The organism is Phenylobacterium sp., from assembly GCF_035944335.1.
GTDB lineage: Bacteria > Pseudomonadota > Alphaproteobacteria > Caulobacterales > Caulobacteraceae > Phenylobacterium.
In genome coordinates this window covers 59638-78763 of sequence record NZ_DASZBG010000118.1, presented here as the reverse complement: position 1 = coordinate 78763, position 19126 = coordinate 59638, and the positions used below count along the sequence as shown (strand labels likewise).

At 69.5% G+C, this 19126-nt stretch carries 18 protein-coding genes; 10 read left to right on the top strand and 8 right to left on the bottom strand.

Annotation, left to right across the window (positions count from 1 at the left end):
* Positions 1-1314: winged helix-turn-helix domain-containing protein (locus VGT80_RS18180; protein ID WP_327458066.1), on the top strand; the 1314-nt coding region annotated here is incomplete at its 5' end.
* A gap of 93 nt (positions 1315-1407) precedes the next feature.
* Complete coding sequence (locus VGT80_RS18175; protein WP_327458065.1) at positions 1408-2298, top strand: CPBP family intramembrane glutamic endopeptidase; 891 nt, start codon at positions 1408-1410, stop codon at positions 2296-2298.
* Positions 2299-2517: 219 nt separating this feature from the next.
* On the opposite strand, the gene VGT80_RS18170 is transcribed toward VGT80_RS18175, so the two are convergent.
* From VGT80_RS18170 to VGT80_RS18160, 3 genes are all read right to left on the bottom strand, one after another.
* The gene (locus VGT80_RS18170) at positions 2518-3645 is read right to left on the bottom strand and encodes a ferritin-like domain-containing protein (RefSeq protein ID WP_327458064.1); all 1128 of its coding nucleotides are present in this window, start codon (positions 3643-3645) and stop codon (positions 2518-2520) included.
* Positions 3646-3787: 142 nt separating this feature from the next.
* Complete coding sequence (locus VGT80_RS18165) at positions 3788-4186, bottom strand: metallopeptidase family protein (RefSeq protein ID WP_327458063.1); 399 nt, start codon at positions 4184-4186, stop codon at positions 3788-3790.
* Positions 4179-4733 carry a hypothetical protein gene (locus VGT80_RS18160; RefSeq protein ID WP_327458062.1) on the bottom strand — a complete coding sequence of 185 codons (555 nt, stop codon included), beginning with the start codon at positions 4731-4733 and terminating at the stop codon, positions 4179-4181. The genes VGT80_RS18165 and VGT80_RS18160 overlap by 8 nt, the downstream gene beginning before the upstream one ends.
* A gap of 118 nt (positions 4734-4851) precedes the next feature.
* Here VGT80_RS18160 and VGT80_RS18155 point away from each other — a divergent pair, with 118 nt between their 5' ends.
* The 6 genes from VGT80_RS18155 to cyoD all read left to right on the top strand — a co-directional run bounded on the left by VGT80_RS18155 (position 4852) and on the right by cyoD (position 12117).
* Positions 4852-7170 (top strand): PAS domain-containing sensor histidine kinase, encoded by a 2319-nt coding sequence (locus VGT80_RS18155; RefSeq protein WP_327458061.1) that lies wholly within the window; start codon positions 4852-4854, stop codon positions 7168-7170.
* A 53-nt stretch (positions 7171-7223) separates the two neighbouring features.
* On the top strand, positions 7224-7946 hold the full coding sequence (locus tag VGT80_RS18150; protein WP_327458060.1) for a methyltransferase: 723 nt from the start codon (positions 7224-7226) through the stop codon (positions 7944-7946).
* Positions 7947-8072: 126 nt separating this feature from the next.
* Positions 8073-8999 (top strand): ubiquinol oxidase subunit II, encoded by a 927-nt coding sequence (cyoA, locus tag VGT80_RS18145; protein ID WP_327458059.1) that lies wholly within the window; start codon positions 8073-8075, stop codon positions 8997-8999.
* 3 nt (positions 9000-9002) lie between these two features.
* Positions 9003-11015 (top strand): cbb3-type cytochrome c oxidase subunit I, encoded by a 2013-nt coding sequence (locus tag VGT80_RS18140; protein ID WP_327458058.1) that lies wholly within the window; start codon positions 9003-9005, stop codon positions 11013-11015.
* Entirely contained in the window at positions 11012-11707 is a 696-nt protein-coding gene (locus VGT80_RS18135; protein ID WP_327458057.1) for a cytochrome (ubi)quinol oxidase subunit III, read from the top strand. The genes VGT80_RS18140 and VGT80_RS18135 overlap by 4 nt, the downstream gene beginning before the upstream one ends.
* Entirely contained in the window at positions 11704-12117 is a 414-nt protein-coding gene (gene cyoD / locus VGT80_RS18130; RefSeq protein WP_327458056.1) for a cytochrome o ubiquinol oxidase subunit IV, read from the top strand. Before VGT80_RS18135 ends, cyoD begins: the two co-directional genes overlap by 4 nt.
* A 15-nt stretch (positions 12118-12132) precedes the next feature.
* Here cyoD and VGT80_RS18125 read toward each other — a convergent pair whose 3' ends face one another.
* Complete coding sequence (locus VGT80_RS18125; protein WP_327458055.1) at positions 12133-12453, bottom strand: 2Fe-2S iron-sulfur cluster-binding protein; 321 nt, start codon at positions 12451-12453, stop codon at positions 12133-12135.
* A gap of 20 nt (positions 12454-12473) precedes the next feature.
* Positions 12474-13715, bottom strand: a complete 1242-nt coding sequence (locus VGT80_RS18120) for an NAD(P)/FAD-dependent oxidoreductase (RefSeq protein ID WP_327458054.1) — start codon at positions 13713-13715, stop codon at positions 12474-12476.
* A 166-nt stretch (positions 13716-13881) separates the two neighbouring features.
* On the opposite strand from VGT80_RS18120, the gene VGT80_RS18115 reads away from it, so the two are divergent.
* Both VGT80_RS18115 and VGT80_RS18110 read left to right on the top strand, forming a co-directional pair.
* The gene (locus VGT80_RS18115; RefSeq protein ID WP_327458053.1) at positions 13882-15177 is read left to right on the top strand and encodes a cytochrome P450; all 1296 of its coding nucleotides are present in this window, start codon (positions 13882-13884) and stop codon (positions 15175-15177) included.
* Positions 15178-15193: 16 nt separating this feature from the next.
* Complete coding sequence (locus VGT80_RS18110) at positions 15194-15781, top strand: TetR/AcrR family transcriptional regulator (RefSeq protein ID WP_327458052.1); 588 nt, start codon at positions 15194-15196, stop codon at positions 15779-15781.
* A gap of 18 nt (positions 15782-15799) precedes the next feature.
* On the opposite strand, the gene VGT80_RS18105 is transcribed toward VGT80_RS18110, so the two are convergent.
* The 3 genes from VGT80_RS18105 to sdhA are packed head-to-tail and all read right to left on the bottom strand — an operon-like array spanning position 15800 to position 19124.
* The gene (locus VGT80_RS18105) at positions 15800-16582 is read right to left on the bottom strand and encodes a succinate dehydrogenase iron-sulfur subunit (RefSeq protein ID WP_327458051.1); all 783 of its coding nucleotides are present in this window, start codon (positions 16580-16582) and stop codon (positions 15800-15802) included.
* 10 nt (positions 16583-16592) lie between these two features.
* Positions 16593-17285 (bottom strand): class I SAM-dependent methyltransferase, encoded by a 693-nt coding sequence (locus tag VGT80_RS18100; protein WP_327458050.1) that lies wholly within the window; start codon positions 17283-17285, stop codon positions 16593-16595.
* A gap of 3 nt (positions 17286-17288) precedes the next feature.
* On the bottom strand, positions 17289-19124 hold the full coding sequence (sdhA, locus tag VGT80_RS18095) for a succinate dehydrogenase flavoprotein subunit (RefSeq protein WP_327458049.1): 1836 nt from the start codon (positions 19122-19124) through the stop codon (positions 17289-17291).
* Positions 19125-19126 lie beyond the last annotated feature (2 nt).

Here is a 19126-nt window from a genome sequence, read left to right as displayed (position 1 = left end):
GGCGAGCGGCCGTTCGAACTCGGCGACTGGCGGATCGAGCCGGCGCGCGGGGTCATCGCGCGCCTGGCCGGCGGGCCGGAGACCCGGATCGAGCCCAAGCTCATGGACCTGCTGCTGCTGTTCGCCGGCTCCGGCGGGCGGGTGCTCTCCAAGGACGAGATCATCGGCGGGGTCTGGCAGGGCCGGGCGATCGGCGACGACACCCTGGCCGCGGCCATGAGCCGGCTGCGCCGGGCGCTCGGCGAGACGGCGGAAAACCGCTACATCGAGACCCTGCCCAAGCGCGGCTACCGCCTCGTCGCCGGCGACGGCGCCGCCCTGGCCGCAGCGGCCGGCGCGGAGCCCGCCGCCGCCGCGGAGCCGCCGCCCCGGGCCGCCGCGCTCGCCGCCCAGGGCCGGGCGGCGCTGGCCACGCCCTTCGCCGCCAACCTCGCCCAGGCCAGGCTCTATTTCGAGGCCGCCATCGAGGAGGCGCCCGGCTGGGCGCCCGCCCATGTGGGCCTCGCCGACACCTTGGCCGCCCTGCATCTCGCGGGCCAGGGGAGCGGGCTGATCGCCGCCGCCAAGGCCTGCGCCCACGCCGCGGTCGGCCTCGATCCCGCCCTGGCGCGCGCCTGGTCGGCGCTGGGCTTTGCAATCCTGCTCGCCGACCGCGCCTTCGCGCCGGCCGACGAGGCGCTGCGCCGCGCCATCGGTCTCGATCCAAACCTGCCGTCGCCGCACCGCCACCGGGCCTTCGCCCTCGCCGCCACCGGGCGCTTCGTCGAGGCCGAGCGGGAGAGCCGCGCGGCCCTGGAGCTGGAGCCGTTCTCGCTCGCCGCCCACGGCGCCTTGATGCAGATCCTGCTCACCGCGCGGCGCTATCGCCAGGCGCTCAGCGCCGCCAACCAGGCCCTGGCGCTGGCGCCCGCCTCCAGCGAGGGCTGGTACGCCAAGGGCTGGGCCTATGTGCTGGCGGGCGAGGCGGACGCCGGCGTCGAGGCGCTGATGAAGGGTCTGGCGCTCTGGGGCCTGGGGGAGCCGCAGCTCCGCCCCCTGCGCGACCGCTATGCCCGGGACGGGTTCGCCGGGCTCTGCGCGGCCGGCGCCGACCTCTTCGAAACCCAGACGGTGATGTTCACGCCCCGCCTCACCGACATCGCCTTCCTGCGCGTCGCCGCCGGCCAGCCGGACCAGGCCTTCGCCGCGCTGGAGGCCGCCGCGGCCCACGACGATCCCCTGCTCGTCCTCATCCCCTGGCTGCCCTATTGCGACGCCCTGCACGACGACCCGCGCTGGCCACGGCTGCTGGACCGGGTGCGGCTGGTGCGGTGACACCCCAAGGAAATCCCAAGCTTCTCCCCAGGCCATCCCAAACACCTTGGCCGGCCGACGGCCCAGTCTGGACCTCTCACCAGGGAGGTTCCCATGACCGCCGCCACCATCAAGACCGGAGCCCTCAAATCCGGCCTCAAGGCCTTCGGCCTCGCCGCCGTCGTCAGCATCGCCATCACGGCCTATGGCCAGGGGATCTGGGGGCCGCTGGTCCTCGCCAACCTGCGCCTCAGCCCCGGCGTCCCCTGGGCCGCGCCGCTCATGGCCGCCCTGCTCGCCGGCCTGATCCTCTACCTCTCCGGCCGCGGCTGGCCGAAGGCGACCCGCGCCACCCGCCGGCGGTTGCTGCGCTGGAACGCCATGCCCTGGCCGACCTTCGCGCTCGCCGTGGGCGCCGGGCTCCTGGGCCTGGCGGCGTTCGGCGGCCTGTGGATCGCCGCGGCCGACCTGGTGCACATTCCGGCCGGCATCCAGCCGAAGATGACCGGCGTGCCGCTGCCCTCGGCCATCGCCTTCCTGGTCATGAGCTCGCTGGCCGCCCCGTTGAGCGAAGAGGCCGCCTTCCGCGGTTACGCCATGGGCCTTCTCGAGCAGGGCTGGAAGAGCGCACCCGCCGCCATCGTCGGCTCCTCGGTGCTGTTCGCCGCCGTGCACGTCCTGCAGGGCCTCGACCCGGTGAAGCTCAGCCTCTACTTCACCGCCGGCCTGATCTTCGCGACGCTCGCCTACCTGACCAATTCGCTCTACGCCGCCATGGCCGTGCACAGCGCAGGCGACGTGCTCGGCTTCACGGTGCTCTGGCCGCACGACCAGCACGCCCACGGCATGGGCTTCGCCGACCCGATGTTCCTGCCCGCGCTGGCGGCGCTCGTGGTGTTCACCCCGCTGGCGATCCTGGCCTTCCGCCGCCTGGCCAAGGTCGGCCAGCCGCTGCGCGCGGCGCGCGGCGAACGCCCGCTGATGCCGGCGGCGCTGGCGGCCTGACTGCCCGCCCCGCGTGAGCGGGGAGGGGGGACCGTCCGCGGAGCGCAGCGAACAGCGGATGGTGGGAGGGGCAAGCCGGTGCAGTGCGCTTGGCTCGCCCCCTCCACCATCGGCTCTTCGGCCGATGGTCCCCCTCCCCCGCTTCGCAGGGGAGGCAGATGCGAAAACGCCCAGCGGGCGAGCGCCGGGCGTCTCGAAGTCCCCGTTTGGTGGGACGCGCTATTCCGCCGCGATCAGGACCTGGCGGGCGCGATCCTTGAAGTTGATCTCCTGGAGGTACTTGATGCCCTCTTCGGCGATATCGTCGCCGACCATCTTGTCGCCCTCGCCCTTCAGCTCGTCGATGTCGACGTAGACGGCGTAGAAGGCCTTGGTCCGATCGGTGATGATCCCGGCGTTGACCAGGGTCTTGACCAGCACGCGGAAGATGTTGGTGGCCTCCTTCATCTCCTCGCGGCGCGTCTCGTCGGAGACCAGCTTGCCCATCTCCTCGATGACCCGGTTCGGATCGAGGCCGAACTCCTCGTAGAGGCCGACGTTCTGGGTCGGCGCCACCAGGTTGAACAGCAGCGTCTGGAAGCAGTGCGCCGCCCACATCTCGATGATCTCGTGCTCGGCCGGCGTCAGGTGCGGGATGGTGCGGTCGGCCCAGATCTTCCCGAACTTGTGGTGGAAGGCCTCGTCGGTCATCACCAGCTGGGTGAGCTTGCGGGCCAGGGGGTCGTTGGTCTCGTTGAAGATCGTGGCGAAGGCGCCCATGGCCAGGCCCTCCACCAGCATCTGCATGCCGATGATCTTCTTGTAGACCTCCGGGGCGTGGATGATCTCCACCAGCAGGTCCTTCAGGACCGGGCCGCATTCCACCGGCCGGCCCCAGCGGGCCTTGATATATTTGGCGAAGGCCGTGACGTGGCGGGCCTCTTCGCGGGTCTGGTTGGCGGCGTATTCCTGCGCGCCCTGGTCCTTCAGCACGTGGCACAGGCTGGCCGACAGGTTCAGCGCGCCCTGCTCGCCGTGCAGGATCGAGGAGAAGGTCCGCAGCGTCTGGGCGTTGGCGAAGGCGATGCGGCGCTGCTCGGTGCCCAGGATCTCGTTGACGTAGTCGAGCTTCAGCGGGCCGATCATCTTCTCCGGCAGGATCATGGTCGCTTCCATGTCGAACGGCTCGGAGAAGTCGATGTACTTGGGATCGAGCGGATCCCAGAAGTGGTCGTGGGTGGCCGAGATGATCTTGTCGAAGGCCGTCGAGCGGCCGTTGTAGCGGTCCAGCTCCAGCATCGACTCGAAGTCGTCCGGCGCCACCGCGTCGTAGATGATGTCCTTGGTGATATTGCCGTCGGCGGCCATGCGGTCCTCGTCGTCAAAGCGGCCCGACGCGCCCCTCGCCAGCCTAACCGCCCAAGCTTGGCGTCTGCGGGCCGCGGAGTCAACAAAATGACGGGGGCGTCAACTTCTTTGCCTCCCCTGCGCAGCGGGGGACGGGGACCCGCTATCCCGCCTCGATCGCGTCGATGTCGGCGTCGGACAGGCCGAAGTGGTGGCCGATCTCGTGGACCAGCACGTGGCTGACCAGCTCCTCCAGAGTGATCTCGCCGTGCGCCGCCCATTCGTCGAGGATCGGCCGGCGGTAGAGGAAGATCATCGAGGGCTGCGGCGAGGGATCGAGCACCGAGCGTCGGCCCAGGTCGAGCCCCTGGTAGAGGCCGGTGAGCTCGAACGGATCCTCGATGCCGAGCTCGGCCAGCACATCGTCCGGCGGGAAGTCGTCGACCCGAAACACCACGTCGCCGGCCAGCTTGCGGAAATTCTCCGGCAGGGCCTGGAAGGCGGCCTCGGCGAGCGCCGCCATGTCGTCCAGCGACGGCGGCCGGCCGAACGCTTCACTCATCGGGCACGACGATGTGCGGCGCCTCGGGCAGGCGCGTCTCGAACAGGCCGATGTCCAGCGGCTGCTGCGGCTTGACCGGCTTCAGCGGCGCCCGGGCGATGGCGCGCAGGGTCTCGGGACTGACCTCGGCCTCGGCCTTGCGGGCCACCCGGGCCTGGGGCGCCTCGGCGCCCGCGGCGCTCACCGGCCGCCAGTAGGAGATCGTCAGCCGCCAGACGGTGCGCGGCGGCGCCGGCGGGTCGGGCCAGCGGCGGCCGTCCTCATAGACAGGCGCCACCGGCGACATCCGCGCGGGGCGGCCCGCCTCGGTGACGACGCGCTCCACCAGCTGGCAATAACGGTCTTCGGCTGCGAAGGCCTCGATGCGGTCGCGGAACGCCTCCAGCGCCGCCTCGCGCGTCGCAAAGGCCGGCCCCACCGTCTCGGTCGCGAAGGTCACCGGCTCGCCGGCCGTAGCCCTCGCCTCGCGCTCGCGGGCCGCGCGGCCCTGCGGCCGGCTCAGGGCCTGCTCCGGATTGGCGGCGACAGGGTAGAGGATGGCGTTCACGGAGGAGATCATAGGCGTTCAAATCCGCTACCGCGAGAATGCGCCACGGATGCGGCGAGGCGCGGCTGGGCTTAGTCTCCAACCCAGTGATTCGCCGGAGTGGACCGGAAGTCGGGGAATGGGCGCCAACGAACTGATCCTGGCCGGCGCCGCCGGCGCGGTCTCGCTGGCGATCTGCGCGGTGCTGTGGGCGCTTTCGCAGCGCCGCCAGGCGGCGGGCCAGGTGAAGGCCCTGCAAGGCCGGCTGGCCGGAATCGAGACCCGCGCCGACGCCGCCCAGGCCTCCGCCGAGGCCTTCGATTCCGCCCTGCTGGCCGTGGAGGACGGCCAGGCGATGCTGGCCTCGGGCGAGGAAGCGCTGGCGATCTGCGCCCAGGTGCTGGGCGTCGAGACGCCGGACCCGCAAGCCCTGGTCAACGCCCTGATGCGCGCCGATCCCGACCACGCCCGGCGCCTGCGCGCGCTGTTCGAGCGGGGTGAAGCCTGCGCCTTCGAGGTCCGTGGCGAGACCGGCGTGGTCTCCGTCGAGGGCCGCGCGGCCGGGGCGCTGGCCTGGCTGCGCCTCTCAGCGGCGGTCGGCGAGGACGCGGCGCTTCCGACCGCGCCCCGGTTTGCGGCCTTTCTCGACGCCCATCCCTGCCCCGCCTGGATCGCCGCGGCCGACGGCTCGCCGGTCTGGGTCAACCGCGCCTGGCTGAAGGCCGCCGACGCCGCCGACCTGGACGACGCCGCCGCCCGGGGCCTGGCCTTCGACCGCGGCGCCGATGCCCTGGCCAGCGAGGCCGCCAACCTCGGCCAGAAGCGCGAGGCCCTGCGCTGGGCGACGGTCGGCGGCCGCCGCCAGGCGTTCCGCGTCGCCGCCCAGCCGCTGGAGGGCGGCGGGGTCGGCGTCTGGACCGCCGACGTCACCGACCTGGAGGAGCTGCGGGAGGCCCTGCGCCGCAACGTCGAGGCGCACGACGAGACGCTCAACCATATCGGCGAGGCGGTGGCGATCTTCGGCGACGGCAAGCGGCTGATGTTCCACAACGCCGCCTTCGCCGAGCTGTGGGCCATAGAGCCGGCCTGGCTGGCCGAGCGGCCCACCCACGGCGAGGTGCTCGACCGGCTGCGCCAGCGCCGCCGCCTGCCGGAGACCGCCGACTACGGCAAGTGGAAGGCCGCCGAGCTCGCCCGCTACGAACAGCTGGGGCCGGCCGCCGACGACCTGTGGAGCCTGCCCGACGGCCGCACGCTGAAGGTCGTGCGCCAGCCGCACCCCATGGGCGGCCTCCTGCTGCTGTTCTCCGACATCACCGGCGACCTGAAGCTGAAGGCCCAGTACAACGCCCTCATCGAGGTGCAACAGGCGACGCTGGACAAGCTCTCCGACGCTGTCGCCGTGTTCGGCTCCGACGGGCGGCTGCGGCTCTCCAACGACGCCTTCTCAACGTTCTGGAAGATCACGCCCGCCCAGCTCGAGGCGGCCGGCGACTTCGAGGGCGTCACCGAGCTGTGCGTGCCCAAGCTGCACGACCGCAGCTTCTGGCGCGAGCTGAAGGGCCGCGTCGCCGACCCGGACCCGTCCGCCCGCGCGCCGATGACCGGCGAGCTGAAGACCTCCGACGACCGCGTCGTGGCCTACCAGTCCCGGCCGCTGCCCGACGGGGCCACCCTGATCGCCTTCACCGACGTCACCGACGCCCGCAAGCTGGAGAGCGCGCTGGCCGCCCGCGAGGCCGCGCTCGCCGACGCCGAGCGGCTGAAGCGCGATTTCGTCGGCAACGTCTCCTACGAACTGCGCACCCCGCTCACCACCATCATCGGCTATTCCGAGCTGCTGGAGCATTCCGGCGACATCCTGTCCGATCGCGGCAAGCAGCACGCCGCCGCCGTGAAGTCCGCCGCCACCCAGCTCGCCCGCTCCATCGACGACGTGCTCGACATGGCCCAGATCGACGCCGGCGAGATGGCCCTCGACCTGGAGGACGTCCGCGTCGGCGACCTCCTGATCGGGGTCGCGGCCCGCTGGAACGACGGCGCCGCCGCCGCCTCCGTGAGCATCGCCGCGGAGACCTCCGACGTCGGCCTGATCCGCGGCGACGCCAAGCGGCTGGCCCAGATCCTCGACCACCTGGTGGAGAACGCCCTGGCCCAGACCCCTAGCGGCGGCACGGTCACGCTGGCCGCCCGCAAGGCCCTGGGCGAGGTGCAGCTGACCGTCTCCGACACCGGGCGCGGCATCCCCTTCCACGTCCAGGCGCACATCTTCGATCGCTTCATCGGCCGCGAGCGCGGCGGCCCGGGCCTGGGCCTGGCGCTGGTCAAGGCGCTCACCGAACTGCACGGCGGCTGGGTGGCGCTGGAGAGCGAGCCCGGGGCCGGCGCCACCTTCACCTGCCACCTGCCCGAGGAAGCCCACGCCGGCGCCGAGGCCCAGCCGGAGCTTCAGCTCTAGACTAGGGCCGTTCCCGTACCTCTGGTATGCAGGAAGCTCGGGAGGAACTGCTCATGAACCGTATCGCCGCCCCCATCTTCGCGGGCCTGCTGCTCTGCGCCGCCGGCGCCGCGCCCATCGCGCTCGCCCAGGTTCCAGCCGCCGGGGTGGACGCGCTCACCGACCCCACCATGAAAGGCCCGGAGGTCATCGCCTTCATCGGGCTCAAGCCGGGCGACAAGGTGGCCGACATCATCGCCGGCCGCTTCGTCCGCGCCGAGAGCCAGGCGGTCGGGCCCAAGGGGAAGGTCTATGCGGTCATGCCCGCCGAAGTGATCAAGGCCCACCCTGAGGTCGAGGGCATGCTGCGGGCCGGCGCCGCCGCGCCCGGTTCGAACATCGTCGTCTCCACCGACCCGATCAACGCCATGGCCCTGCCCAAGGGGCTGGACGCGGTGTTCATCCGCCAGAACTACCACGACCTCTACGACAAGTTCATGGGCCCGGCCGACGTGCCGGCCTTCGACAAGGCGGTCTATGCGGCCCTGAAGCCGGGCGGGGTGTTCGTGATCCTCGACCATGCCGCGGCCTCCGGCGCGCCCGACAACGTCACCGAGACCCTGCACCGGATCGACATCGCCCGGGTGAAGGCCGACATGGCCAAGGCCGGCTTCAAGCTCGACGCCGAAAGCGCCATCCTCGCCAACCCGGCCGACGACCATACCAAGATGGTCTTCAACCCCGCCATCCGCGGCAAGACCGACCAGTTCCTGCTGCGCTTCAAGAAGCCGAGATAGGCGCCGTTCGCGGGGTTGCCCCTTCGGGGCGCCCCCGCGATTCGTTGCGGCCTTGATGTGAGTCAAAGACCCGGAGGCAAGATCGGCGGATCGCGTCGCCATTGAGCATTGCAGTTGGGGTGGGGCATGCCTCGAAATCTTTTGCAGACCGTCCGACGCTGCGCCGCGCCCGCCGTGGCGCTCCTGCTGTCGGCGCCGGGCCTCGCCGGGTGCGCCCGCAGCATCCTCGACCCCGTTGGCCCGGTGGGGCGCGACGATGCGACCATCCTCATCGACGCCACCCTGATCATGCTGGCGATCATCGTACCGACGATCCTGCTCGCCTTCTGGATGGCCTGGCGCTACCGGGCCTCGAACACCAAGTCCGAATACCTGCCCTACTGGTCCTACTCGGGGCGGATCGAGGCCATCGTCTGGTCCATCCCGATCCTGACCATCATGTTCATCGGCGGCGTGATCTGGATCGGCTCCTACAAGCTCGATCCGTTCCGGCCCTTGCCGTCGAAGACGCCGCCGCTCGAGGTCCAGGTCGTGTCCCTCGACTGGAAGTGGCTGTTCATCTACCCGCAGCAGGGGATCGCGACGGTCAACCAGCTCGTCATCCCGGCCGGGACGCCGGTGCACTTCTCGATCACCTCGGCCAGCGTGTTCAACGTGTTCTTCATCCCCCGCCTGGGCTCGATGATCTACGCCATGCCCGGCATGGTCTCGCAGCTGAACCTGCAGGCCGACCGGCCCGTGACCCTGTTCGGCCAGTCCTCCCACTTCAGCGGCGACGGCTTTTCGGACATGCAGTTCCCGGTGAGGAGCGTCGCGCCGGCCGACTTCTCGGCCTGGGCGGACGGCGTGCGCCGCGGCGGCCCGGTGCTGGACGGGCCGGCCTATGCCGCGCTCTCGCGGCAGAGCCAGCGGGTGGCGCCGGCGACCTATCGGGGCGTCGATCCGCAGCTCTTCCAGTCCATCGCCGCGCAGAAGGTGGCTCCCGGCCCGGGTCCCGAGCCGGCAAGCCCGTCGCACGCGGGTCGCGAAGTCTCGAGCGCGGGGAGATTCTGAGCCATGTTCGGTAAGCTCAGCTGGTCGGCGATACCCTTCGACCAACCCATCCCCCTGATCACCTCGCTGGTGCTCATCGCGTCCATCGTGGGCGTGCTCGGCGTGGTGACCGCCAAGGGCCTGTGGCCCTACCTCTGGCGGGAGTGGATCACCACCGTCGACCACAAGCGCATCGGCATCATGTACTGCGCGCTCGGCTCCCTGATGCTGGTCCGCGGCTTCGCCGACGCGATCATGATGCGCAGCCAGCAGGCCATGGCGGTCAACGCCCCGGGCTATCTGCCGGCCGAGCACTACAACCAGATCTTCTCGGCCCACGGCACGATCATGATCTTCTTCGCGGCCATGCCGCTGGTGATCGGCTTCATGAACTTCGTGACGCCGCTGCAGCTCGGCGTACGCGACGTGGCGTTTCCGACGCTCAACTCCGTGAGCTTCTGGCTCACCGCGTCAGGCGCGCTCTTGGTCAACATCTCGCTGTTCGTCGGTGAGTTCGCCCGCACCGGCTGGCTGCCCTATCCGCCGCTCAGCGAGATGACCTACTCGCCAGGCGTCGGCGTCGACTACTATCTGTGGGCCGTGCAGATATCGGGCATCGGCACGCTGATGACGGGGATAAACTTCGTCACCACGATCCTGAAGATGCGCTGTCCCGGCATGACCTACCTGCGCATGCCGATGTTCTGCTGGACCGTGCTGGCCTCCAGCCTGATCATCGTGGCGGTCTTCCCGATCCTCACCGCCACGCTGGCGATGCTGAGCCTGGATCGGTTCTTCGGCTTCCACTTCTTCACGAACACGGCGGGCGGAAACCCGATGATGTTCATGAACCTGATCTGGGCCTGGGGGCACCCGGAGGTCTACATCCTGGTTCTGCCGGCCTTCGGCATCTTCTCGGAGGTGTTCTCCACCTTCTCGGGCAAGCCGCTGTTCGGCTATCGCTCGATGGTCGCCGCCACCATCTTCATCTGCATCGTCTCGATGATGACCTGGCTGCATCACTTCTTCACCATGGGATCCGGGGCGGCGGTGAACACCGCCTTCGGCATCTCCACCAGCATCATCGCCGTGGGCACGGGCGTGAAGATCTACAACTGGATCTTCACCATGTACGGCGGCCGCGTGCGCTTCAGCGTGCCGATGCTGTGGTCGCTGGGCTTCATCTTCACCTTCGTGATCGGCGGCATGACCGGGGTGCTGCTCGCCGTCCCGCCGGCCGACTTCCTGGTCCACAATTCAATGTTCCTGGTCGCCCACTTCCACAATGTGATCGTGGGCGGGGTGGTGTTCGCCCTGTTCGCCGGCCTCGATTACTGGTTCCCCAAGGCCTTCGGCTTCCGCCTGCACGAGGGCTGGGGCAGGGCTGCCTTCTGGTTCTCCTTCTTCGGCTTCTGGGTGACCTTCACGCCGCTCTACATCTTGGGGCTGGAGGGCATGACGCGGCGCCTTCAGCACGTGAACATCCCCGAATGGAAGCCGATGCTCGACCTGTCGCTGGTCGGCGTGGGCATCCTGGTGATCGGGGTGATCTGCCAGGTCATCATGCTGGTGGTGAGCATCATCAAGCGCGACGAACTGCGCGACCTGACCGGCGATCCCTGGGACGGCCGCTCGCTGGAATGGGCGACGCCCTCGCCGCCGCCGTTCTTCAACTTCGCGGTCATGCCCAACGTCGAGGGCGAGGAGGCCTACTGGGGCATCAAGCTGCGCGCCATCGAGACCCAGCAGCTCACCCCCGAGCCGAACTACCAGCCGATCGAGATGCCGGTGAACAGCCCGGTGGGCTTCTACACCGCCTTCTTCGCCAGCGTGACCGGGTTTGCGCTGATCTGGCATATCTGGTGGCTGGCGGGCCTGGGGCTGGCGGCCGCCTTCGCCGGCTTCGTGGTGTTCGCCTGGCGTGACGTCCATGAGTTCCACGTGCCCGTCGAGGAGGTGGCCAGCGCCGATCGCGCCCGCCGCGCCGCCCGCGAGGTGGTCCTCGAACGGCTGGCCCAGCAGGGAGCTCTGACGTGAGCGAGATCGGGCTCCCCGCAGCCGTCGAAACCCTCCGCCGCGTGCGAGAGGACCCGCACCGGCTGGGCCACCGCGACCATGGCCCCGAGGGTCCCGTCGAAGGCGCCGGCCACGGCGCGACCGGCCCCGCCCGCAAGCGGATCATCGTGGGCTACGGCTTCTGGATCTTCCTGCTCAGCGACATCGTGATGTTCGCCTGCTTCTTCGCCACCTTCGCGGTGCTGCGAAATGCGACCGCCGGCGGACCGAGCGCCCGCGACATCGTGGAGATGCCCCGGGTCGGGCTGGAGACCGCCGCCCTGCTGCTGTCGAGCTACACCTGCGGGCTGTCGTTCGCGGCCACCAACGCCCGCAACAAGCTCTGGACGCAGGTCTTCCTGCTGATCACCGGCCTGCTCGGCCTGGCGTTCGTCGGCCTGGAGCTGCAGGAATTCATCAGCCTGGCCGGACGCGGGATCACCCCGCAGCGCAGCGGATTCCTCACCGCCTTCTTCGGCCTCGTGGGCCTGCACGGCCTGCACGTCACCGTGGCCGGCATGTGGCTCCTGACCATGATGGCGCAGGTGCAGGTCAAGGGATTCCGCCCGGAGACCGTGCGCCGCCTGATCTGCTTCAACCTGTTCTGGCATGCGCTGGACATCGTCTGGATCGGGATCTTCACGATCGTCTATCTGATGGGAGCCACGGCATGAGCGACCTCGACTACGATCCGGGCCTCTACGCCGCCGATCTCGACCATCGGGAAGACCACGCGCCGGGCGACGAGCCGGAGGAGAGCGCCGGCCACTGGGTGCTCAACTCCAACCTGGGCCTCGGCTTCTCGATCGTGCTCACCCTCGCGGCCTTCTGGGCGGCGAGCGCCCACCTGATCTGGGGCCCCGCCGTGCCGGTGGCGCTGATCGTGCTGGCCATCGCCCAGATGGGCGTGCACCTGGTGTTCTTCCTCCACGTGACCACCGGCCCGGACAACACCAACAATGTGCTGGCGCTCGCCTTCGGCGTCATGGTGGTGTTCCTGATCGTCGCCGGCTCCATCTGGATCATGAACCACCTGAGCCAGAACATGATGCCGGTCGATCAGCTCATGCAGATGCAGCGCTGAGGCCGCCGCCCACCCCTAGTGCTGGCTCTCCGGCATGGTCACCACCAGGCCGTCGAGCGCGTCGCTCACCTTGATCTGGCAGGAGAGGCGGCTGTTGGGCTCCACGCTCTCGGCGAAGTCGAGCATGGACTCCTCCATGGCGGACTTGTCGCCCGTCTTGTCGAGCCAGTCTTCCTGCACATAGACATGGCAGGTGGCGCAGGCGCAGGCGCCGCCGCAGTCGGCGTCGATGCCGGGTATGTTGTTCTTCACCGCGCCTTCCATGACGGAGAGGCCGGTCTTCACGTCGATGACGTGCTCGGTTCCGTCGTGCTCGATGTAGGTGATCTTCGCCATGATGCTCTTCAAACGCCCGCCTAAGCGGCGACCTCTTTCATGGAAATGGCTGGGTCTGCAAGCCTCGCCTTGTCGACGGGCCTGCGGCTTAGGATGAGCTGCTTGCCCATCATGAATTCCGGCGGCGAATTGATCGCCTCCACCGATTGCAGCTGGTCGCCGTTCAGGTGGAAGACCGCGAACTTCGCCGTCGCCGGGTCGCCGCGGATCAGGATCTCGTCGACGTCGAAGGCGTAGCCGGCGATCTGCAGTTTCAGGTCGTACTGGTCCGACCACTGCCAGGGCACCTCGCCGGCCGGCGCCGGGCGGCCGGTGATCGCCGCGGCCGCCTGCTTGGCCTGCTCCAGGGCGTTGGGCACGCTCTCCATGCGGAACATGCGGCCATAGATCGGCATCGGCCGGTGGGTGACGTCGCCGATGGCGAAGATGTTGGGATCGGAGGTGCGGGCTTCCAGGTCGACGACGATCCCGCGCGCGCAGTCGAGGCCGGCGTCCCGGGCGATCTCGTCGTTGGGTGTCGCCCCGACGCCCACCACCACCGCGTCGCAGGCGATCGTGCGTCCGTCGGCCAGGGTCACGCCGGTGACGCGACCGGCCCCATCCTGTGTTGGGCCCTCGAAGCCCGTGACGCTGCAGCCCAGCTCGAAGCGGACGCCGCGACCCTCGTGATAGCCCTTGAAGAAGTCCGACAGCGCCTCGCAGGCGACGCGGGCCAGGAGCCGGGTCTCGCGCTCCAGCACCACCACCTCGGCGCCCAGGGCCCGGCCCGAGGCCGCCACCTCCAGCCCGATATAGCCGCCGCCCACCACCGCGAGGGTCTTGCCAGGGCCGATGGTCGCCTTCAGGAGTTCGGCGTCGGCGGCGGTGCGCAGGAACATGACGCCCGCAAGGTCCGCGCCCGGGATCGGCAGGGCGATGGCCCGTGCGCCCGTGGCGATGACCAGGGTGTCGTAGGCCAGCGTCGAGCCGTCATCGAGGTGGACCCGCCGGTCGCTGCGCTCCAGCCGCACCGCCCGCTTGCCGGGCCGGAAATCGATGGCGTGGTCGCGATAGAATTCCAGAGGCTTCAGCTCGAGGTCCTCGGCATTGGCCTCGCCCTTCAGCCAGGCCTTGGACAGCGGCGGCCGCTGGTAGGGCGGCAGCGGCTCCTCGCCGATCAGGGTGATGGCGCCCGGGTAGCCGAACTGGCGCAGCAGGGCCACGAGCGTGCCGCCAGCATGGCCGGCGCCCAGGACTGCCACATGTGCGGCTGGCTCGCTCATGCAACTCCGATGCCCAAAAATGACGCCCGCGTCAACTTGCCGGCCGCTGGCGCGTTCGGCTCGGGAAGAGGTGATTACGCTTGCAGAACGGCGTTTGGATAGGCGCCAATGGAGAGAAGACCCGGCGCGTGCAATGACGCCGGGTGAGACTCGCGGAGGCCGTGCCATGGACGACGGATCGATTGAATTCAAGGAAGCCGCTGCCGCGGAGGCCGAGGCCGCGCCTTTGGAAACCCTCAACCCGGCCCAGGCGGAACGCTTCCAGGCCGACACCATCTGGCCGGTCTTCGCGCGCCTGCGCCGCGAGGACCCGGTTCACTTCACCGCCGAGAGCGAGTTTGGCCCCTACTGGTCGCTGACCCGCTGGGACGACATCATGGCGGTGGACACCAACCACCAGGACTTCTCCTCCGCCGACGGCATCACCCTGGTGAACCAGGCGGCCCAGGAAGAGCAGGACAAGGTGCTGGCGCAGATGGGCCGGGAGCGCCGCCGCGGCGCCGGGTTCATCACCATGGACGAGCCCGAGCACAGCGTGCATCGCAAGGCCGTCAGCCCGACGGTCGCGCCGGCCAACATCGCCAACATGAGCGCGATCGTGCGCGAGCGGGCCGGGGAGATCCTCGACTCCCTGCCGATCGGCGAGCCCTTCGACTGGGTGGACAAGGTGTCGAAGGAGCTGACGGCCATGACCTTGGCCACCCTCTTCGACTTCCCCTTCGAGGAGCGGCGGCTGCTGCCCTACTGGTCGGACATGGTCACCAACATGCCGGGCCACGGGCCGGTGAAGAGCTGGGAGCACAAGGCCCAGGCCATCTGGGAATGCTTCGCCCGCTTCGAGGCGCTGTGGAACGAGCGGATCGCCGCGGAGCCGGGGATCGACCTGATCTCCATGCTGACGCGGCACCCCGAGACGCGGGCCATGTCGCGGGAGCAGTACCACGGCACGGTGATCCTCCTGATCGTCGGCGGCAACGACACGACGCGGAACACCATCTCCGGCTCGGTCTACAATCTGAACAAGTTCCCGGCCGAGTACGACAAGCTGCGCGCCAACCCGGAGTTGGTCACCTCGATGGTCTCGGAGACCATCCGCTACCAGACGCCGCTGGCCCATATGGCCCGCACGGCGGTCCGCGACGTCGAGGTCGGCGGCAAGACCATCCGCAAGGGCGACCGGGTGGCCATGTGGTACATCTCGGGCAATCGCGACGAGGCGGTGATCCCGGACGGCGACGCCTACATCATCGACCGCGAGCGGCCGCGCCACCACATGTCCTTCGGCTTCGGCGTCCACCGCTGCGTGGGCAACCGCGTGGCCGAGATGCAGCTGACCATCATCTGGGAGGAGATCCTCAAGCGCTTCCCGCGCATCGAGGTGATCGGCGAGCCGGTGCGCACCTTCTCCCCCTTCGTGCACGGATTCGAGAGCATGCAGGTCGTGATCCCGGCGCGGAACTAGGCTTAAGCTGGCGCCGATGTCCGAACGGCGCCGATACCATGCGGGAGACCTGCCCGGCCGCCTCATACGCGAGGCGCGCGAGCTGCTGGACGAAGGCGGCCTGAAGCACCTGAACCTGCGGGCCCTGGCCGCGCGGGCGGGCATCACGGCCGGTTCGCTCTACCACCACTACGACAGCAAGGCGGCGCTGCTGGGCGTGGTCGCCGCCGGCGGCTTCAAGGAGCTGCGCCTGGAGCTCATGCGCGCCGACGGCGAGGCCGGCGAGGGGCGGCGCCTCCGCGGCTGGGCCACGGTCTATTTCCATTTCGCCGTCCGCGAGCCCGCCCTCTTCTCCCTGATGTTCGACGAGGACATCGCGGGCCTGCCGCAGGTCGTCGAGGCGCGCGAGGCGGTCCTGGACGTGCTCCGCCGCATCGTCGCCGAGGTGGCCGCCCTGGCAGGCCGGGCGCCCTCGGCGACAGACGATGTCACCCTGGCGATCTGGGCGGCCAGCCATGGCGCGGCGTCGCTCGCCGGCAGCGCCGCGGTCCGCGGTGAGCTGATCGAGGACGTCATCGCCGGGCTCGAGGCGCTGTTCAGGCCCGGCTCGTTACCGCCCGCGTAGCGAGAGCGGCCAGGCGGGTCACACCACCCGGTCGGCCAGCATCTTCTTGACCTCGGCGATGGCCTTGGCGGGGTTCAGGCCCTTGGGGCAGACCTGGGCGCAGTTCATGATGGTGTGGCAGCGGTAGAGCTTGAACGGGTCCTCGAGGTCGTCGAGCCGCTCGCCGGTGGCCTCGTCGCGGCTGTCCACCAGCCAGCGGTAGGCCTGCAGCAGGGCGGCCGGACCCAGGTACTTCTGGCCGTTCCACCAGTAGCTGGGGCACGAGGTGGTGCAGCAGGCGCACAGGATGCACTCGTAGAGGCCGTCGAGCTTCTCGCGGTCCTCCGGCGACTGCAGCCATTCCTTCTGCGGCTCCGGGGTCTTGGTGTGCAGCCACGGCTCGATGGAGGCGTACTGGGCGTAGAAGATGGTCAGGTCCGGGATCAGGTCCTTCAAGACCGGCATGCTGGGCAGCGGCGCCACCTGGCACTCCTTGCCCGGGATCTCCGCCCAGCCGTGGGTGCAGGCGAGCGTATTGCGGCCGCCGATGTTCATGGCGCAGGAGCCGCAGACGCCCTCGCGGCAGGACCGCCGGAACGCCAGGCTGGCGTCCATGGTGTTCTTGATGTGGATCAGCACGTCCAGCACCATCGGCCCGCAGGCGTCGACGTCGACGTCATAGGTGTCCCAGCTCGGGTTGGCCTCGCCCTCGGGGTCGTAGCGATAGACGCGGAAGGTCTTCACCCGCTTGGCGCCGTCCGGCGCCGGATGGTGGCGGCCCTTGGTGACCTTGGAGTTCTTCGGAAGCGTAAGCTGGACCATCGGTTCGTCCTTAGCGCCAGGCGTGCATGATGACGCGGTTGCGTTTCCAGTAGAGATCCGGGTGGCGCCAGCTCGGGCGCACGCACGGGTGCCGCTTGATCTCGGTGCGCTTGAATCCAAGCTCGCGGAACATCGCCTCCAGGCAGGCCTTGTTGGGCGCCCAGAAGTTGGTCGGGTCGTTGTTGAGGCTGGTCCCCTCGTAGAAGCGCATCAGCGGCCAGGGGAAGGGGTCGAAGGCGCTCTCGGTCTCGACGGCCATCATCTCACCGGTCACCGAGGCCACCTGCTCCAGCGACGCGAAGGGGTCCTTCACGTGGTAGAGCACCCCCAGGAACAGCACGACGTCGAAGGTCCCGACCGTGGCCGGCGAAATCTTGGGAACGTCGATGTCCAGGCTCTCGACCTTCGACTTGAAGCGCTTGTGGGCGTGGTCGAAGCCGGCCTTGGTGCCCCAGCCCGGGCCCGACCAGCAGAAGTGGTCGGTGGCGAGCACGCGGGCCGCGCCGCGCCGCTCGGCCTCGAACGAGAAATAGCCGTCCCAGGCGCCGATATCGAGGACGCTCTTGCCGGCCACGCCGGGCGCGAAGATCGCCTCGGCCTCCTTGGCCAGCACCTCCGCCGGCTTGATCCCCGCCGTCGTCGCGCCGTCGGGGAAGGCGTGCGAGTGGAACCAGGTGATCGGAGCTTCGGCGACCTCGCTCATGGATCAGTACACCCGGGCCTTCGGCGGGATGTAGGCGATGTCGTTGGTCATGGTGAAGGAGTGCACCGGGCGGTAGTCGATCCTCACCTTGCCGGTGGCGTCGTCGAACCAGGTGAGGGTGTGCTTCATCCAGGTCTTGTCGTCGCGGTCGGGGAAGTCCTCGCGGGCATGGGCCCCGCGGCTCTCGGTGCGGTTCACCGCCCCGCCCACGGTCACCGCCGCCTGGCCGAACAGGTTGTCGAACTCCAGGGTCTCCATCAGGTCGGTGTTCCAGACCAGGCCCCGGTCGGTGACCGCCAGGTCCTGGCGCTTGGCGTGCACGGCGGCCAGCCGCTTGACGCCCGACGTCAGGCTCGCCCCGGTGCGGAACACCGCGGCGTCCTCCTGCATCGACATCTGCATCTCGAGCCTGAGCGCCGCGGTCGAGGTCTTGCCATTGGCGTTGCGCAGCCGGTCGAAGCGGGCCAGGTGGGCCTCGGTCATCTCGGGCCTCAGCTCCGGCTGCTTGTCGCCTGGCTTGATCGTCTCGGCCGCGCGCAGCGCCGCAGAGCGGCCGAACACCACCAAATCGATCAGCGAGTTCGAACCCAGCCGGTTGGCGCCATGGACGCTGACGCAGGCCGCCTCGCCCACCGCCATCAGGCCGGGCACCACCTGGTCGGGGTTCTTGCCCGTCTTGGTGACCACCTCGGAGTAGAAGTTCGTGGGGATGCCGCCCATGTTGTAGTGCACCGTCGGCAGCACCGGAATCGGCTCCTTGGTCACGTCGACGCCGGCGAAGATCTTGGCGCTCTCGGAAATCCCCGGCAGCCGCTCGGCCAGCACCTTCGGATCCAGATGGTCGAGGTGCAGGAAGATGTGGTCCTTCTTCGGCCCCACCCCGCGGCCCTCGCGGATCTCGATGGTCATGGCGCGGCTGACCATGTCGCGCGGCGCCAGGTCCTTCACCGACGGCGCATAGCGCTCCATGAACCGCTCGCCCTCGGAGTTGGTCAGATAGCCGCCCTCGCCGCGCGCGCCTTCGGTGATCAGGCAGCCGGCGCCGTAGATCCCCGTCGGGTGGAACTGCACGAACTCCATGTCCTGCAGCGGCAGGCCGGCGCGCAGCACCATGGCGTTGCCGTCCCCGGTGCAGGTGTGGGCGCTGGTGCAGGAGAAGTAGGCGCGGCCGTAACCGCCGGTCGCCAGGATCACCAGCTGCGCCTGGAAACGATGCAGGGTGCCGTCGTCCAGCTTCCAGGCCGTGACGCCGCGGCACACACCCTCGTCCATGATCAGGTCGAGGGCGAAGTACTCGATGAAGAACTCGGTGTCGTGGGCCAGCGACTGCCCATACATGGTGTGCAGCATGGCGTGGCCGGTGCGGTCGGCCGCCGCGCAGGTGCGCTGGATCGGCGCCTCGCCGTAGTTGCGGGTCATGCCGCCGAAGGCCCGCTGGTAGATCTTGCCCTCCGGCGTCCGCGAGAACGGCACGCCCCAGTGCTCCAGCTCATAGACCGCGGCCGGCGCGTTCCTGACCATGTATTCGATGGCGTCCTGGTCGCCGAGCCAGTCGGAGCCCTTGACGGTGTCGTACATATGCCAGCGCCAGTCGTCCTCGCTCATGTTGCCGAGGCTGGCGGAGATGCCGCCCTGCGCCGCCACCGTGTGGGAGCGCGTCGGGAAGACCTTGGAGATGCACGCCGTCTTCAGGCCCGCCTGGGCGCAGCCCAGCGCCGCGCGCAGGCCCGAGCCGCCGGCGCCCACCACGACGACGTCGTACTTGTGGTCGATGAATTCGTAGGTCCCCTTTGGGGCCGTCTTGGGAGCCGCCTTGGGGGTCGCCTTGGCCGTCGGCATGG

Excerpts from the sequence above, each read along its gene's own strand:
- VGT80_RS18175 (WP_327458065.1), top strand. The coding sequence starts at position 1,408 with ATGACCGCCGCCACCATCAAGACCGGAGCCCTCAAATCCGGCCTCAAG.
- VGT80_RS18170 (WP_327458064.1), bottom strand. The coding sequence starts at position 3,645 with ATGGCCGCCGACGGCAATATCACCAAGGACATCATCTACGACGCGGTG.
- VGT80_RS18165 (WP_327458063.1), bottom strand. The coding sequence starts at position 4,186 with ATGAGTGAAGCGTTCGGCCGGCCGCCGTCGCTGGACGACATGGCGGCG.
- VGT80_RS18155 (WP_327458061.1), top strand. The coding sequence starts at position 4,852 with ATGGGCGCCAACGAACTGATCCTGGCCGGCGCCGCCGGCGCGGTCTCG.
- VGT80_RS18150 (WP_327458060.1), top strand. The coding sequence starts at position 7,224 with ATGAACCGTATCGCCGCCCCCATCTTCGCGGGCCTGCTGCTCTGCGCC.
- cyoA (WP_327458059.1), top strand. The coding sequence starts at position 8,073 with ATGCCTCGAAATCTTTTGCAGACCGTCCGACGCTGCGCCGCGCCCGCC.
- VGT80_RS18140 (WP_327458058.1), top strand. The coding sequence starts at position 9,003 with ATGTTCGGTAAGCTCAGCTGGTCGGCGATACCCTTCGACCAACCCATC.
- cyoD (WP_327458056.1), top strand. The coding sequence starts at position 11,704 with ATGAGCGACCTCGACTACGATCCGGGCCTCTACGCCGCCGATCTCGAC.
- VGT80_RS18125 (WP_327458055.1), bottom strand. The coding sequence starts at position 12,453 with ATGGCGAAGATCACCTACATCGAGCACGACGGAACCGAGCACGTCATC.
- VGT80_RS18120 (WP_327458054.1), bottom strand. The coding sequence starts at position 13,715 with ATGAGCGAGCCAGCCGCACATGTGGCAGTCCTGGGCGCCGGCCATGCT.
- VGT80_RS18115 (WP_327458053.1), top strand. The coding sequence starts at position 13,882 with ATGGACGACGGATCGATTGAATTCAAGGAAGCCGCTGCCGCGGAGGCC.
- VGT80_RS18110 (WP_327458052.1), top strand. The coding sequence starts at position 15,194 with ATGTCCGAACGGCGCCGATACCATGCGGGAGACCTGCCCGGCCGCCTC.
- VGT80_RS18105 (WP_327458051.1), bottom strand. The coding sequence starts at position 16,582 with ATGGTCCAGCTTACGCTTCCGAAGAACTCCAAGGTCACCAAGGGCCGC.
- VGT80_RS18100 (WP_327458050.1), bottom strand. The coding sequence starts at position 17,285 with ATGAGCGAGGTCGCCGAAGCTCCGATCACCTGGTTCCACTCGCACGCC.
- sdhA (WP_327458049.1), bottom strand. The coding sequence starts at position 19,124 with ATGCCGACGGCCAAGGCGACCCCCAAGGCGGCTCCCAAGACGGCCCCA.